The sequence below is a fragment of the Vibrio sp. 10N.261.55.F4 genome (assembly GCF_041470465.1).
Taxonomy (GTDB): domain Bacteria; phylum Pseudomonadota; class Gammaproteobacteria; order Enterobacterales; family Vibrionaceae; genus Vibrio; species Vibrio crassostreae_C.
This window is the reverse complement of sequence record NZ_JBFRMM010000002.1, coordinates 449,274-463,210: the sequence shown is the minus strand read 5'-3', so window position 1 is coordinate 463,210 and position 13,937 is coordinate 449,274. Positions and strand designations below refer to the sequence as shown.

The window sequence follows — 13,937 nt, the reverse complement described above, 5'->3', positions numbered from 1 at the left end:
GGTCTTGTTGTGATCGAAAAGATTTGGTTTAACAATCACCCGTTGAAATATCTTCTCTGGCCGCTTTTGTGGCCACTGAGTCTGCTGTTCAAAATGATCAGTAGTCGGCGTCGTGACGCTTATCTCTCAGGGAATAAAGAGACCTACCGCCCGCCTTTACCTGTTATTGTTGTGGGCAATATTACTGCTGGTGGAAATGGTAAAACACCGGTTGTGATTTGGTTAGTTGAGATGCTTCAGGCTCACGGCTTTAAACCCGGAGTCGTATCTCGTGGCTACGGTGCAAAAGCACCAAGCTATCCGTTGGTGTTGGATGAAAATACCCCAGCTGAGCATTCGGGTGATGAACCTCGCTTGATTCGTAAGCGAACTGGTGCGCCAGTCGCAGTCGACCCTGTGCGAGCTAACGCAGTGAAAGCATTGCTGAGCAAAGGCGTTGATGTGATTATCACTGACGATGGCCTTCAGCATTACGCGCTTGAACGCGACATTGAATTTGCAGTTATCGACGGCGCAAGACGCTTTGGTAGTGAGAGTTTGATTCCTTTAGGTCCATTACGAGAGCCGGTTTCTCGTTTAGATGAAGTCGACTTTTTGGTAAACAATGGCGGTAAAGCGCACGGTCGAGAGTTCTCGATGTCTTTGCTTCCAAGCCAAGCAGTTAACCTAAAGACTGGTCAGAAAAGGTCTGTGGCAAAATTACACAAGCTGGTGGCTTTTGCCGGTATTGGCCACCCACCGCGCTTTTTTAAAACATTGGAAGGTCTTGATGGTGATGTGGTTTTCACACAGGGCTTCGCCGACCATCAAGATTTTGATAAAGATGAACTTCATGCCTTAGCTAATAAAGGTATGAATCTGATTATGACAGAAAAAGACGCTGTAAAATGCGAAGAATATGCGCAAGATAACTGGTGGTATCTTCCAGTTTCTGCGCAGTTTGATGAAGATTCGCAACAGCAAATTTTAAAAAGAATAAAAGAGGTTATGGAATACTATGGATCACCGTCTACTTGAGATCGTTGCTTGCCCTGTATGTAAAGGTAAACTAACTTTTGACAAGGATAAGCAAGAGCTTGTTTGTAAAATTGATCGCCTTGCTTACCCAATTAAAGAGGGTATTCCTGTTCTTTTAGAACCTGAAGCTCGCACCGTTTCAATGGATGAGGGTAAGTAATGTCTTATACGGTTGTTATACCTGCGAGATACCAATCGAGCCGTTTACCTGGGAAGCCGCTTGCTGACATTGGTGGAAAGCCGATGATTCAATGGGTATACGAACAGTCAATGAAAGCGGGTGCTGATAACGTTATTATCGCTACCGACGACGCTCGAGTTGAAAAAGCGGCTAAAGCATTTGGCGCGACCGTTTGTATGACATCACCGAATCATGAGTCAGGTACTGAACGCCTAGCTGAAGTGATTGAAGTTATGAAGATTCCTGATGATCATATTATCGTGAATGTTCAAGGTGATGAGCCACTTATCCCACCAGCGATCATTAATCAGGTTGCTAACAATCTTGCGAACAGTACAGCTCCGATGGCAACACTCGGTGTGGAAATTACTCATGCTGATGAAGTGTTTAATCCTAACGCCGTAAAAGTTGTGACTGACAAAGATGGGTATGCCCTGTATTTTAGCCGAGCTACTATTCCTTGGGATCGCGATGCTTACGCGAACAACGGTACAGCAGCGGAATCTCCACTGCTTCGTCATATTGGCATCTACGCTTACCGTGCGGGTTTTATCAATACCTATATTAATTGGGAACCTAGTACTCTTGAGCGTATTGAGTGCCTAGAGCAATTACGAGTGCTTTGGTATGGTGAAAAAATCCATGTAGACGTTGCGGTTGAAGCGCCAGCTGCTGGTGTCGATACGCTTGAAGATCTAGAAGCGGTTCGAGCTATTATTGGCTAAGCTTCTTTGAGCTGTTTACAGAACACCGCTGAGCCTTGCTTATTGCGAGGCTTTTTTATGTCTATAGAAAATTGCGAACGTGTCTTATGGATCTAAGCTCGCGCATTGACCTAAGCAAACGGATATTGGGCTGGTTGCATTGGTTTATGCATCATCAACTCGGAATTATCTGAGATTTACCTCGCTCGACTTCCAATTTTTCTCTATAATATGCCGCCTATAAAGTAGTGGCGAATCGCTAGTACAGAATAAAACTTACGACAAAACGTGGAGTAAAAGATGCCTTCTCAAAGCCCAGTGATTACGGTTGATGGACCAAGTGGTGCAGGTAAAGGTACCCTGTGTATGTTGCTAGCAGATAAGCTAGGCTTTCATCTTCTAGACTCAGGCGCGATCTATCGCGTATTGGCTTTAGCGGCAATTCACCATGGTGTGGATACTGAATCAGAGGATGCTTTAGTACCGCTTGCTACACACTTAGACGTGCAGTTTATTGCTGAAGGCGACTTAGTTAAGGTTATCCTAGAAGGTGAAGATGTGTCTGGTGAACTTCGTAAAGAAGAGACTGGCATGGCGGCTTCAAAAGTTGCTGCTTTACCTCGCGTTCGCGAAGCACTGCTTCGTCGTCAACGTGCATTCAGCGCTGCGCCTGGTTTGGTTGCAGATGGCCGTGACATGGGAACGGTTGTGTTTCCTGAAGCTGAAGCGAAAATATTTTTAGATGCAAGTGCTGAAGAGCGTGCGAGTCGCCGCCTTAAACAGTTGCAACAGAAGGGGTTAGATGTTAAATTTGACGGCCTTTTGAGCGAGATCCAAGAGCGAGACGACCGAGATCGTAATCGCCCAGTGGCGCCACTTCGCCCTGCAGAGGATGCTCTAGTGCTTGATTCCACCTCAATGAATATTGAGCAGGTAGTAGAAAAAGCACTACACTATATTGAATCGAAACTGGCTGGGTAATTTCGCCGAGCTAGTACGAACGTTGGTCGCAAGGATGATGACCGGCGAATTTATCAACCCCATGCGGTAGGATACCCATGGACGTTTAATTATTGAAGATTAAATAATGACTGAATCTTTTGCTCAACTCTTTGAAGAGTTTCTATCTGAAACTGAATTCCAACAAGGCAGCATCGTTAAAGGTACTGTAGTAGCTATCGAGAACGGTTTCGTTCTTGTAGACGCTGGTCTTAAGTCTGAATCTGCTATCCCTGCTGAACAATTCAAGAACGCTGCTGGCGAACTTGAAGTTGAAGTTGGTGCTGAAGTAGACGTAGCTCTAGACGCTGTTGAAGATGGTTTCGGTGAAACTCAACTTTCTCGTGAGAAAGCTAAGCGTCACGAAGCTTGGATCGTACTTGAGAAAGCTTGCGAAGAAGCTGAAACTGTTGTTGGTATCATCAACGGTAAAGTTAAAGGCGGTTTCACTGTTGAACTTAACGGTATCCGTGCTTTCCTTCCAGGTTCTCTAGTAGACGTACGTCCTATCCGTGACACTGCTCACCTAGAAAACAAAGAGCTAGAGTTCAAAGTAATCAAGCTAGACCAGAAGCGTAACAACGTTGTTGTTTCTCGTCGTGCTGTTATCGAATCTGAAAACAGTGTTGAGCGTGACGAACTTCTTGAAACTCTACAAGAAGGTACTGAAGTTAAAGGTATCGTTAAGAACCTTACTGACTACGGTGCATTCGTTGACCTTGGCGGTGTTGACGGTCTTCTACATATCACAGATATGGCTTGGAAGCGCGTTAAGCACCCATCAGAGATCGTTAACGTTGGTGACGAAATCCTAGTTAAAGTTCTTAAGTTCGATCGTGAGCGCACTCGTGTTTCACTAGGTCTTAAGCAACTAGGCGAAGATCCATGGGTAGCAATCGCTAAGCGTTACCCAGAAGGTCACAAGCTTTCTGGTCGTGTTACAAACCTAACTGACTACGGCTGCTTCGTTGAAATCGAAGAAGGCGTTGAAGGTCTAGTACACGTTTCTGAAATGGATTGGACTAACAAGAACATCCACCCTTCTAAAGTTGTTAATGTTGGCGACGAAGTTGAGGTTATGGTTCTTGATATCGACGAAGAACGTCGTCGTATCTCTCTAGGTCTGAAACAGTGTAAAGCTAACCCATGGCAGTCATTTGCAGAAATGCAAGCTAAGGGCGACAAAGTTACTGGTAAGATCAAGTCTATCACTGACTTTGGTATCTTCATCGGTCTAGAAGGCGGTATCGACGGTCTTGTACACCTATCTGACATTTCTTGGAACGCTGCCGGCGAAGAAGCTGTACGTGAATACAAGAAAGGCGACGAAATCTCTGCTGTTGTTCTAGCAGTAGATGCAGAGCGTGAGCGTATTTCTCTTGGCGTTAAGCAAATGGAAAACGACCCGTTCAACGCATACGTTGCTGACAACAAGAAAGGTGTTCTTGTAAACGGTACTGTTACTGCAGTTGACGCGAAAGGCGCTACTATCGAGCTAATCGAAGGCGTTGAAGGTTACATCCGCGCTTCTGAAGTTTCTCGCGACCGTATCGAAGATGCATCTCTAATCCTAAGCGTTGGCGACAGCGTTGAAGCGAAGTTCACTGGTGTAGACCGTAAGAACCGCGTAATCAACCTATCTATCAAAGCTAAAGATGAAGCTGATGAGCAAGAAGCAATGGCTTCACTGAACAAGTCTGAAGAAGGCGCGTTCGGTAACGCAATGGCAGACGCATTCAAAGCTGCTAAAGGCGAATAATAGCTTCTCATTAAGAGAATTATAGCTATCTAGCCAAGAAAGGAGCCGTAAGGCTCCTTTTTTTTTGCTTATTTTTCCGATAGGTCTATAATTTCTAAAAAGAAAACCAACGAGGGTAACTATGACTAAGTCTGAATTGATTGAGAGACTGTGCGCTGAGCAAACGCATCTTTCTGCAAAAGAAATTGAAGACGCTGTAAAAGACATTTTAGAGCATATGGCTTCAACACTAGAAAGTGGTGATCGAATCGAAATTCGCGGTTTTGGCAGCTTTTCTCTGCATTATCGTGAGCCTCGTGTTGGACGTAACCCAAAGACTGGTGACAAGGTTGAGTTAGAAGGTAAATACGTTCCTCACTTCAAACCAGGTAAAGAGCTGCGTGAACGAGTAAACTCAGGAATGTAGCCTACTTATCGGAATTAAGAAAAGCGGCATACTATAATGTATGCCGCTTTTTTATGACCATAATATGGTGGTCTGATTAGTAATTTTCCTGCATAATCGTACAGCTAACCAACCAATGAGTGATGAACTATGAAAATTATAAAAATAGTCGCCGTTATCGCACTTTTCCTAATTGCACTGGCTTTAGGCTCTCAAAACCAAACAACTGTGAATTTCAACTATCTGCTAGCGCAAGGTGACTTCCACCTATCAAGTTTATTAGGTGTTGTATTCGTTTCAGGCTTCGCCCTTGCTTGGTTAGTCTTTGGTAATATGCACATGCGGTCTCAGCTAAAAATTCATCGCTTGAAGAAGCAACTCAATAAGCAATCAAAGCAGGTCCCTGCTGATACTAAAGCTTAAAGGCTATATTTGATGTTAGAGTTACTGTTCTTACTTTTGCCCATCGCAGCCGCTTATGGCTGGTATATGGGTAATCGTAACGCTCAGCAAGAAAAACAAAAGCAATCACACCAGATCTCCCGTCAATACGTGACGGGTTTGAACCTATTACTGTCAGATCAATCTGACAAAGCGGTTGATCACTTCATTGAACTGCTTCAAGTAGACAATGAAACCATCGATACTCACTTGGCTTTGGGCAACTTGTTCCGCTCAAGAGGCGAAGTCGACCGCGCTATTCGTATTCACCAAAATCTCATCTCTCGTTCGGGGCTTACCCTCGATCAGAAAAATCTCGCACTGCAACAATTAGCTAAAGACTACATGGTCTCTGGCTTCCTTGATCGCGCTGAAAAAATCTTTGAACAACTTGTAGAAGAACCTGACCATAAAGAGGGCGCTTTACAGCAGTTGGTGGCTATTTATCAGCAGACCCGTGAGTGGAACAAGGCTATCCATTACGGAAATATCTTAGTTAAGCTCGGCAAGAAAAAAATGAAGATGCGTGCCACAGTCGCGCATTTCTGGTGTGAGCTTGCAATGCAAGAACAAGCCGATGGTAATCGTTCTAAAGCGCTTCAGCATTTTAAGAAGGCACTTTCTGAAGACCCTAAATGTGTTCGCGCAAGTATCGCACTAGGGAAGTTCCACTTAGCGAACGAAGATTACCAAAAGACAATTGATTGTCTTGAATCGGTACTTGAACAAGATATCGATTTTATCAGTGAGGTGTTGCCAACCCTTGCAGAGTGTTACCACAAGCTTGGACAAGAAGCTCAATTGGTCGAGTTCCTCAAAGCGTGTATTCAGAAGAAAGCCGGTGTATCTGCCGAACTGATGCTGGCGCAATTGGTTGCTCACCATGAAGATGTAGGCTCTGCTCAAGAGTTACTGACAAAGCAGCTTGTTAAAAATCCAACCATGAAAGGTTTTTATCGATTAATCGATTACCACCTAGCGGAAGCAGAAGAAGGCCGAGCAAAAGACAGCTTAACCACACTTCAATCTATGGTTGGTGAACAGCTTAAGGTTAAGCCTCATTACCGTTGTCGTCAGTGTGGTTTCTCGACACACTCTTTGTATTGGCACTGCCCTTCATGTAAAGGGTGGGGGACGATCAAGCCTATTCGTGGGCTTGATGGTGAATAGATTTGTGGTCACTTTAAGACCAAATTATTAATTGCAGCTTTCGGGCTGCATTTTTATGACTGTTATTTATCACCTGCTTAGGTGATTAGAAATTTTTAGAAAGTTAACTGCGTTAGGAGATGAAATGAACGACCAAAAAATCATTGTAGCCTTGGATTATGATAATCAAGCGGATGCGTTAGCCTTTGTCGATCGAATTGACCCAGCATCTTGCCGCCTAAAAGTGGGCAAAGAGATGTTTACCCTGTTTGGCCCTGAATTTGTTCGTGAATTACATAAGCGTGGTTTCTCAGTATTTTTAGACCTTAAATTCCACGACATCCCGAACACATGTTCAAAAGCAGTCCGTGCTGCCGCTGAACTGGGTGTTTGGATGGTGAACGTACACGCAAGTGGCGGTGAGCGTATGATGACGGCTTCTCGCGAAATCTTAGAACCTTATGGCAAAGATCGTCCACTGTTAATCGGTGTAACGGTACTCACCAGTATGGAGCAATCTGACTTAGCGGGTATCGGTCTGGATCTTGAACCACAACAACAAGTGATGCGTTTAGCTTCTCTTACAAAAAACTCTGGTCTTGATGGTGTGGTGTGTTCAGCACAAGAAGCTTCTTTATTGAAAGGTGCGCTTGGTCAGGAGTTTAAACTAGTGACTCCAGGTATCCGCCCTGTTGGCGCTGATGTTGGTGACCAAAAGCGTATCATGACGCCTTCTAAAGCGATTGAATCTGGTTCTGACTACTTGGTTATTGGTCGTCCAATTACTCAGGCTGTAGACCCTGCAGCTGTGCTTGCTGAAATCAACGGTACGCTTGCTTAAGTCTATATTTGGATTGAGATATAAATAAAGAAGGCCAGCAAATTGCTGGCCTTAATTTTTTAGTCTGGATTAGTCTAAACTGGACTGAATGTTCTGTGTGGAGCCTAAACCGGAGCACCACTATGGAATTTGAAGTCGCTGTCTTCTGAAGTGATAAGATCAGCTTCTACTTGAGCAAAATGCGAAATACGCTCTGAAATATCTTTCCCTGCGATCTGTTCTGCTAGCTCAAGGTAATCTTGGTAGTGGCGAGCTTCTGAACGAAGTAGAGACACGTAAAACTTCTCCATGTCTTCTTCCAAGAAAGGAGCCAATTTAGCGAAGCGCTCACAAGAGCGAGCTTCAATAAACGCACCGATGATAAGCTTATCAACCAGAGCATCAGGCTCGTAAGTCTTAACTTGTTTGATCAAGCCCTTAGCGTAACGACCCGCCTCGATTGGCTGGTAAGTCACGCCTTTCTTCTCCATCAACTCCATGACTTGGTAGAAGTGATGCAGCTCTTCTTTGATCAGTAAAACCATCTTATCGATTAGGTCAGCACCGTAATTACAGCCTTCTTTCGCTGTGATTTGCTTGGATACGTTGCTTTTACCACGCAGAGACTCTAAGTCTCCGATACGACGGTAAGCAAATTGCTCGTATGGCAAAATCCATTCATTCAGTTGCTTCGCGCTTTCTTTATCGACGGCGTACTTGCGAATAAGGAATAAAGCACTCTGTGCCGCCTTAAGTTCACACAGCATGTGATCGCGTAGAATGATGTGAAGATTTTCTGGCTTTTTGGCTTCATCTATCCATGAATCTGGCGTTTCGGCTTTAAGAAAAGAGTGGATTGGAGCGAGTAATTCTTGATACATGGTCAGGGAAAGTTTGTTGATAATGCGGGGATTTTATCACAGCTCAAGAGATCTCCCTATACAGAGAAAGGAAATTCAACAGCTACAAAAAAGGCCGCCTATTTAATGTAAATAAGGCGGCCTTTAAGTGTTGAGTTAGACTGTTACCATTTCTTCTTCTGACCGAAGAGGGCATCCATATCGTCTTCTCGTTCTTTAGATTCCATCTGCTGTAAATCTTGAGCGTTTTTGTCTTGGCGTTTCTGGTCAAGCTCGTTAAGCATCTGTTGAAGCTTTTCTTTGGCTTGATTAGAGTACGAGTCGTTCTTAGTCGCCAAAGCATCAATACCTTTGCGTAATAGCTGAATCGCTGTTCCCGGTTGTCCGCGAGAAATCGAATCGTTTGCACGTTTGATAACATTTTCAATGTTAATACGGATTTGAATTGTTTCTAGGCGAGCATTTTCAACCACATAAGCTTGAGTCTCGAAACGGCCTTTATTGTGCTCGTTGCGCACCGTATCACGCAGGCGTTTAACTAACTTAAGCATCATGATCGCTTGCTTGTCACTACTTGGTACGCGGAAAGCGGTACTCTCGCCACCTTTGTAGTTCTCTTTTAGCTGAGTGATTTGTTGTTTTACGCTTTCAATGCGTTGGGCAAGCTGCTTATTTTTTGGATCGAGTTGATACATGTTTTCTAATGCATCAAGAATTCGATTGTTTAAGCATACAAGAAGATCTTGGCTAAACGGCATGTGATGAGCGTTGCCAATCAGTTCTTCTGTACCGTCAATAATGGTTAGATAACGAGAAGCTTCCTGTTTCTTCGCTGTTTCTACCTTAACTTTATATTGAAGCATGATGTTGTAGCCTAAAACTAACACCAAAAGAACGGCTACTAAGACGATTATTAAACCAATATTCATATATTTGAGTCTGCTTATTATTTTCTATAGCTAACTGGAGAGGATACACGATTCCATTGTGTATCGGCACTCGTAAATTGCAATTTCTGATTATCTCTTGTTGAGCGAAATCGGCAATCAAAACTTACCAACTAATGTATGAGAATGAGGGTTGGGTTGCAAAGCGTTAGTGATGTTTTTGTTTGTTAAGCTAGAAAAACTCAATTTTCCTGTCATTTTTGTGTTCGAAGCGTTATAACTATTAATTATATTACACGCGACTATAACGCTCTCTTTGCAAATAAGTTAGCACAGAAATGAGTAAAGGATTACGAGGTTAGATATGAAGTTACAGCAACTGAAGTACATTGTTGAGGTTGTAAACCATAACCTAAATGTTTCAGCTACAGCAGAGAGTTTGTACACATCTCAGCCTGGCATTAGTAAGCAAGTTAGATTACTTGAAGACGAACTAGGCATTCAGATTTTTGAGCGTAGCGGCAAGCATCTAACGCAGGTTACCCAAGCGGGTGAGGATATCATTCGTATCTCTCAAGAGATTTTGGCGCGCGTTGAAAGCATTAAAGCGGTAGCGGGTGAACACACACATCCAGAGATGGGTACATTGAATATTTCAACGACTCATACTCAAGCTCGTTATGCACTGCCTGATGTGATTAAAGGTTTCACGGCGCGCTATCCAAAAGTATCGCTTCACATGCACCAAGGTACGCCAAGCCAAATGTCAGAAGCCGTCGCTAAAGGTACAGCGAATTTTGCGATTGCAACGGAAGCGCTACACCTTTACCAAGATGCGATTATGCTGCCTTGTTACCACTGGAACCGTTCGATCGTCGTGACCAAAGATCATCCCCTGGCACAGAAGCGTAATATCACGATCGAAGATCTTGCGGCTTACTCTCTCGTGACTTATGTATTTGGTTTCACTGGCCGTTCTGAGCTTGATACCGCGTTTAACAAAGTAGGTTTAACACCGCGTGTTGTGTTTACTGCGACCGATGCAGACGTAATCAAAACCTACGTTCGTATGGGCATTGGTGTTGGTGTAATTGCAAGTATGGCTATTGACCACGAGCAAGATACTGATTTGGTTGCGATTGATGCGAGCCATCTATTTGGTGCGAGCACAACCAGCATTGGTTTTAGAAAAGGCACCTTCTTGCGTTCTTACATGTTTGATTTCATGGAGCGTTTTGCACCGCACTTAACTCGCCCTGTGGTTGAGCAAGCTATTTCTTTGAAATCGAATGAAGAGATCGAAGAGATGTTTAAAGATATCGAGCTGCCAGTTCGTTAATCTCGTCGTGTAAATCTAGATTCTTATTCGGCCTGTATTTGCAGGCCGTTTTTCTTTTGGGCTTTTAGTTTTCGTTTTCTTTATCGAGCCTTTCCATTTCGACCTCTTACCCCTACAATCCACGCATCATAGGGGGAAGCATGCATTCACGATTTAAAATACTCGATTCATTTTTGCTAGAGCACCAGATTTACTGGCGTTCAGAGCCTTTTCACCTATGCCAAACTCAACAGCAGCCGTGGAAAGAGGTCAATCGTCCACTCGTTGATTGGTTAGAAAGCTTAGATAATGAAAGCATTCAAACCTTAAAAGAGCAGCCTCAGCTTTTGATTGAGGAACTGACTCGTTTCCTACCTGAATTAGAAACTGCTACCCAAAACATCCAGTTCGATAACACTGCTTTGGTTGGTTTAGACCTCCCACGTGGTACTGCTGATGGTATTCCTGGTCGAAAGCTACATCAAATTGTCGCAATGGGCGAGGCTGCATTATGCCATCACCATGGCAAAGAGTGGCTCGAATGGTGTTCTGGTAAAGGCTTTCTTGGTCGAATCCTATCTCAGCAATCGGATCAAAAAGTCACTAGCTTTGAATGGCAGCAATCGTTATGCGAAAGCGGACAAAAGATTGCGGATGACCAAAAGTTAGCGATGAATTTTGTTCAAGGAGATGCGTTTTCAGACAAGGCCGATGACGTGTTTAACTCAAACCAACATGCCGTAGCCCTTCATGCTTGTGGCGATCTTCATGTTGAGTTAGTTAAAAAGTCAGTGTCACACGGGCTACCCGCGGTCACGATTTCCCCTTGTTGTTATCATCTTATTCGAGACGAAAACTACCAAGCGATGTCTTCTGTCGCGAAAAAATCAGTATTAACGTTAAGTAAGAGCGATTTAAGAATCCCGCTTCAAGAAACCGTCACTGGTGGTGAAAGAGTAAAGAGACATCGTCAACTAGAGATGAGTTACCGTTTGGGTTTTAGCCAACTGCTTAAGGCTGAACTCCATATTGACGAATACATCCCTGTACCGAGCATCAAAAAATCAGAGTTAGCTGAGGGTTTTGAATCCTTTTGCCGCTGGGCATCTGAAGTGAAAGAGCTATCGCTGGGTTCAGAGATTGATTTTGACTCTTATTTAGTTCAAGGCGAAGCGCTTTTCTGGGAAATGGAAAAGCTGAGTTTGGTTCAACAAGTCTTTAGAAGACCTTTAGAGATATGGCTGGCTTTAGATCGCGCTATCTATCTGCAAGAGCAAGGTTATGAAGCTACGATTGAAGAGTTCTGTGAACGCAGTATTACGCCAAGAAATCTATTGATTCATGGGGTTAAAATCGAGCGCTAGTGGTAAACCGTACTGTTACGTGTTTTTACGAACTAAATCCATTAATGCAAAAAAGCCAGCGCGACATAATGTCGTACTGGCTTTTTGTTTAATGTGTATGAGTTAACTGAACGCTTCAACGAGAAGATTATTGCGTTCAGTTAGTCATTACATCATTAGTTAAACATTGCGATTGCTTCTGCTGGGTCTACGTATTCAAGGTCAAAGCTTTCTGCAACTTCTTTACAAGTTACTTTACCGTGAATAACGTTTAGACCTTCTAGGAAGCCTTCATCAGATAGAAGTGCTTCGCGGTAGCCTTTGTTCGCTAGCTTAACAATGTAAGGAAGTGTTGCATTGTTTAGTGCGTAAGTTGAAGTACGAGCAACAGCGCCAGGCATGTTTGCAACACAGTAGTGAACTACGTCATCAACAATGTAAGTTGGGTCTGCGTGAGTGGTTGCGTGAGAAGTCTCGAAACAACCGCCTTGGTCGATTGCAACATCAACAACTGCTGAACCTGACTTCATCTTAGCGATGTGCTCTTTTGTAACCAATTTTGGAGCTGCTGCGCCAGGAATTAGTACTGCACCAATTACTAGGTCTGCTTCTAGAACATGCTTCTCAATGGCGTCTTCAGTAGAATAAACCACTTTTGCGCGACCTTGGAATTCTTCATCAAGTCGACGCAGTGTATCTACGTTACGGTCAAGAATTGTAACATCAGCGCGAAGGCCTACAGCCATACGTGCTGCGTTAGCACCTACAACACCGCCACCAACAACAACAACTTTTGCTGGTTCAACACCTGGAACGCCACCAAGAAGAAGACCACAACCACCGTTAGATTTCTCTAATGTTTGTGCACCTGCTTGAATAGACATACGACCAGCTACTTCAGACATTGGTGCTAATAGTGGCAAGCGACCCATATTATCTGTTACAGTCTCATAGGCTACGCAGACAGCTTTGCTCTTGATAAGCTCTTCAGTTTGTGGAAAATCTGGTGCAAGGTGCAAATAGGTAAATAATATTTGCCCTTCGCGAAGCATAGCTCGCTCGACAGCTTGAGGTTCTTTAACCTTTACAATCATCTCTGCTTTCGCGAAAACGTCAGCAGCAGTAGGAAGAATGGATGCGCCTACAGCGATGTAATCATCGTCTGAAAAACCGATACCAGTACCGGCATTGGTTTCTACAAAAACTTGGTGGCCGTGTGAGATTAGTTCTCTCACGCTAGCTGGGGTCATACCAACGCGGTATTCGTGGTTCTTGATTTCCTTAGGTACGCCAATGATCATCCTGACTCCTCATTTTATTTTGGTTGTTTTATCTATGTGTAGGGTAATTCTGTCGAATTAATATCTAGTATAGATAGGTTTAGATAAAATTTGATACTGAATATTAAAAAGTTGTAGTATATTTTTTTGCAAGGAAGTAATAAGGTGGAATAAAAAATGGCAGACAATTATAAGAAGCCGTCCAAGGAACTAGATCGTATTGACCGCAACATTCTTAATGAGTTGCAAAAAGACGGTCGTATCTCAAACGTTGAACTCTCAAAACGAGTAGGACTTTCTCCAACTCCATGTCTTGAGCGTGTTCGTCGTTTAGAACGTCAAGGTTACATTACTGGGTACACAGCGTTGCTGAACCCACAGTACCTTGATGCTTCACTTTTAGTGTTTGTTGAAATTACGTTGAACCGTGGTGCGCCAGATGTGTTCGAACAATTCAACACCGCTGTGCAGAAACTGGATGACATCCAAGAGTGTCATTTAGTGTCGGGTGATTTTGACTATCTTCTAAAAACACGTGTATCTGATATGGGTGCTTACCGTAAGCTACTGGGTGATACGTTACTTCGTCTACCGGGCGTAAACGACACTCGAACTTACGTAGTAATGGAAGAAGTGAAACAAACCAATCAACTTGTGATTAAAACTCGTTAGTCACAATTGGTGAAATGAAAGAAAGCGGACATTTGTTCCGCTTTCTTGCTTTCTGGAATTGGGTTTTTCTGTTTGATATGGTTAAATCAACAGTAGTTTCATTGAAACGAGCGGCTTTGGCC

General features: G+C 43.6%; 15 protein-coding genes. 12 read left to right on the top strand and 3 right to left on the bottom strand.

Features of this window, described 5'->3' with window-relative positions; all coding sequences use genetic code 11:
* Positions 1 to 9: 9 nt before the first annotated feature.
* The 9 genes from lpxK to pyrF all read left to right on the top strand — a co-directional run bounded on the left by lpxK (position 10) and on the right by pyrF (position 7,476).
* Positions 10 to 1,017, top strand: a complete 1,008-nt coding sequence (lpxK, locus tag AB4249_RS02840; protein ID WP_372102317.1) for a tetraacyldisaccharide 4'-kinase — start codon at positions 10 to 12, stop codon at positions 1,015 to 1,017.
* On the top strand, positions 998 to 1,177 hold the full coding sequence (locus AB4249_RS02835; protein ID WP_004736429.1) for a Trm112 family protein: 180 nt from the start codon (positions 998 to 1,000) through the stop codon (positions 1,175 to 1,177). The genes lpxK and AB4249_RS02835 overlap by 20 nt, the downstream gene beginning before the upstream one ends.
* Positions 1,177 to 1,923 carry a 3-deoxy-manno-octulosonate cytidylyltransferase gene (gene kdsB, locus AB4249_RS02830; RefSeq protein ID WP_102494312.1) on the top strand — a complete coding sequence of 249 codons (747 nt, stop codon included), beginning with the start codon at positions 1,177 to 1,179 and terminating at the stop codon, positions 1,921 to 1,923. Before AB4249_RS02835 ends, kdsB begins: the two co-directional genes overlap by 1 nt.
* A 279-nt stretch (positions 1,924 to 2,202) precedes the next feature.
* Entirely contained in the window at positions 2,203 to 2,883 is a 681-nt protein-coding gene (gene cmk / locus AB4249_RS02825; protein ID WP_372102287.1) for a (d)CMP kinase, read from the top strand.
* A gap of 106 nt (positions 2,884 to 2,989) precedes the next feature.
* Positions 2,990 to 4,660 (top strand): 30S ribosomal protein S1, encoded by a 1,671-nt coding sequence (gene rpsA / locus AB4249_RS02820; protein ID WP_010439921.1) that lies wholly within the window; start codon positions 2,990 to 2,992, stop codon positions 4,658 to 4,660.
* 121 nt (positions 4,661 to 4,781) lie between these two features.
* Entirely contained in the window at positions 4,782 to 5,066 is a 285-nt protein-coding gene (ihfB, locus tag AB4249_RS02815; protein WP_017060238.1) for an integration host factor subunit beta, read from the top strand.
* A gap of 129 nt (positions 5,067 to 5,195) precedes the next feature.
* Entirely contained in the window at positions 5,196 to 5,468 is a 273-nt protein-coding gene (locus AB4249_RS02810) for a LapA family protein (protein WP_017060239.1), read from the top strand.
* 12 nt (positions 5,469 to 5,480) lie between these two features.
* Positions 5,481 to 6,656, top strand: a complete 1,176-nt coding sequence (lapB, locus tag AB4249_RS02805; protein ID WP_017060240.1) for a lipopolysaccharide assembly protein LapB — start codon at positions 5,481 to 5,483, stop codon at positions 6,654 to 6,656.
* A gap of 124 nt (positions 6,657 to 6,780) precedes the next feature.
* Positions 6,781 to 7,476, top strand: coding sequence for an orotidine-5'-phosphate decarboxylase (gene pyrF / locus AB4249_RS02800; RefSeq protein WP_061031782.1), 696 nt, complete (start codon positions 6,781 to 6,783; stop codon positions 7,474 to 7,476).
* Positions 7,477 to 7,580: 104 nt separating this feature from the next.
* Here pyrF and miaE read toward each other — a convergent pair whose 3' ends face one another.
* On the bottom strand, positions 7,581 to 8,336 hold the full coding sequence (gene miaE / locus AB4249_RS02795) for a tRNA isopentenyl-2-thiomethyl-A-37 hydroxylase MiaE (protein ID WP_017060242.1): 756 nt from the start codon (positions 8,334 to 8,336) through the stop codon (positions 7,581 to 7,583).
* A 143-nt stretch (positions 8,337 to 8,479) separates the two neighbouring features.
* The gene (locus AB4249_RS02790; protein WP_017060243.1) at positions 8,480 to 9,244 is read right to left on the bottom strand and encodes a hypothetical protein; all 765 of its coding nucleotides are present in this window, start codon (positions 9,242 to 9,244) and stop codon (positions 8,480 to 8,482) included.
* Between the two features lie 322 nt (positions 9,245 to 9,566).
* On the opposite strand from AB4249_RS02790, the gene cysB reads away from it, so the two are divergent.
* The gene (gene cysB, locus AB4249_RS02785) at positions 9,567 to 10,541 is read left to right on the top strand and encodes an HTH-type transcriptional regulator CysB (RefSeq protein ID WP_017060244.1); all 975 of its coding nucleotides are present in this window, start codon (positions 9,567 to 9,569) and stop codon (positions 10,539 to 10,541) included.
* A gap of 140 nt (positions 10,542 to 10,681) precedes the next feature.
* On the top strand, positions 10,682 to 11,884 hold the full coding sequence (locus tag AB4249_RS02780; RefSeq protein ID WP_372102286.1) for a methyltransferase: 1,203 nt from the start codon (positions 10,682 to 10,684) through the stop codon (positions 11,882 to 11,884).
* A 155-nt stretch (positions 11,885 to 12,039) separates the two neighbouring features.
* Here the strand turns inward: AB4249_RS02780 and ald are convergent, their stop codons facing one another.
* Entirely contained in the window at positions 12,040 to 13,164 is a 1,125-nt protein-coding gene (gene ald, locus AB4249_RS02775) for an alanine dehydrogenase (protein ID WP_102332952.1), read from the bottom strand.
* A gap of 156 nt (positions 13,165 to 13,320) precedes the next feature.
* Here ald and lrp point away from each other — a divergent pair, with 156 nt between their 5' ends.
* A complete protein-coding gene (gene lrp, locus AB4249_RS02770) occupies positions 13,321 to 13,815 on the top strand; it encodes a leucine-responsive transcriptional regulator Lrp (RefSeq protein ID WP_004734558.1) in 495 nt (164 codons plus the stop codon).
* Positions 13,816 to 13,937 lie beyond the last annotated feature (122 nt).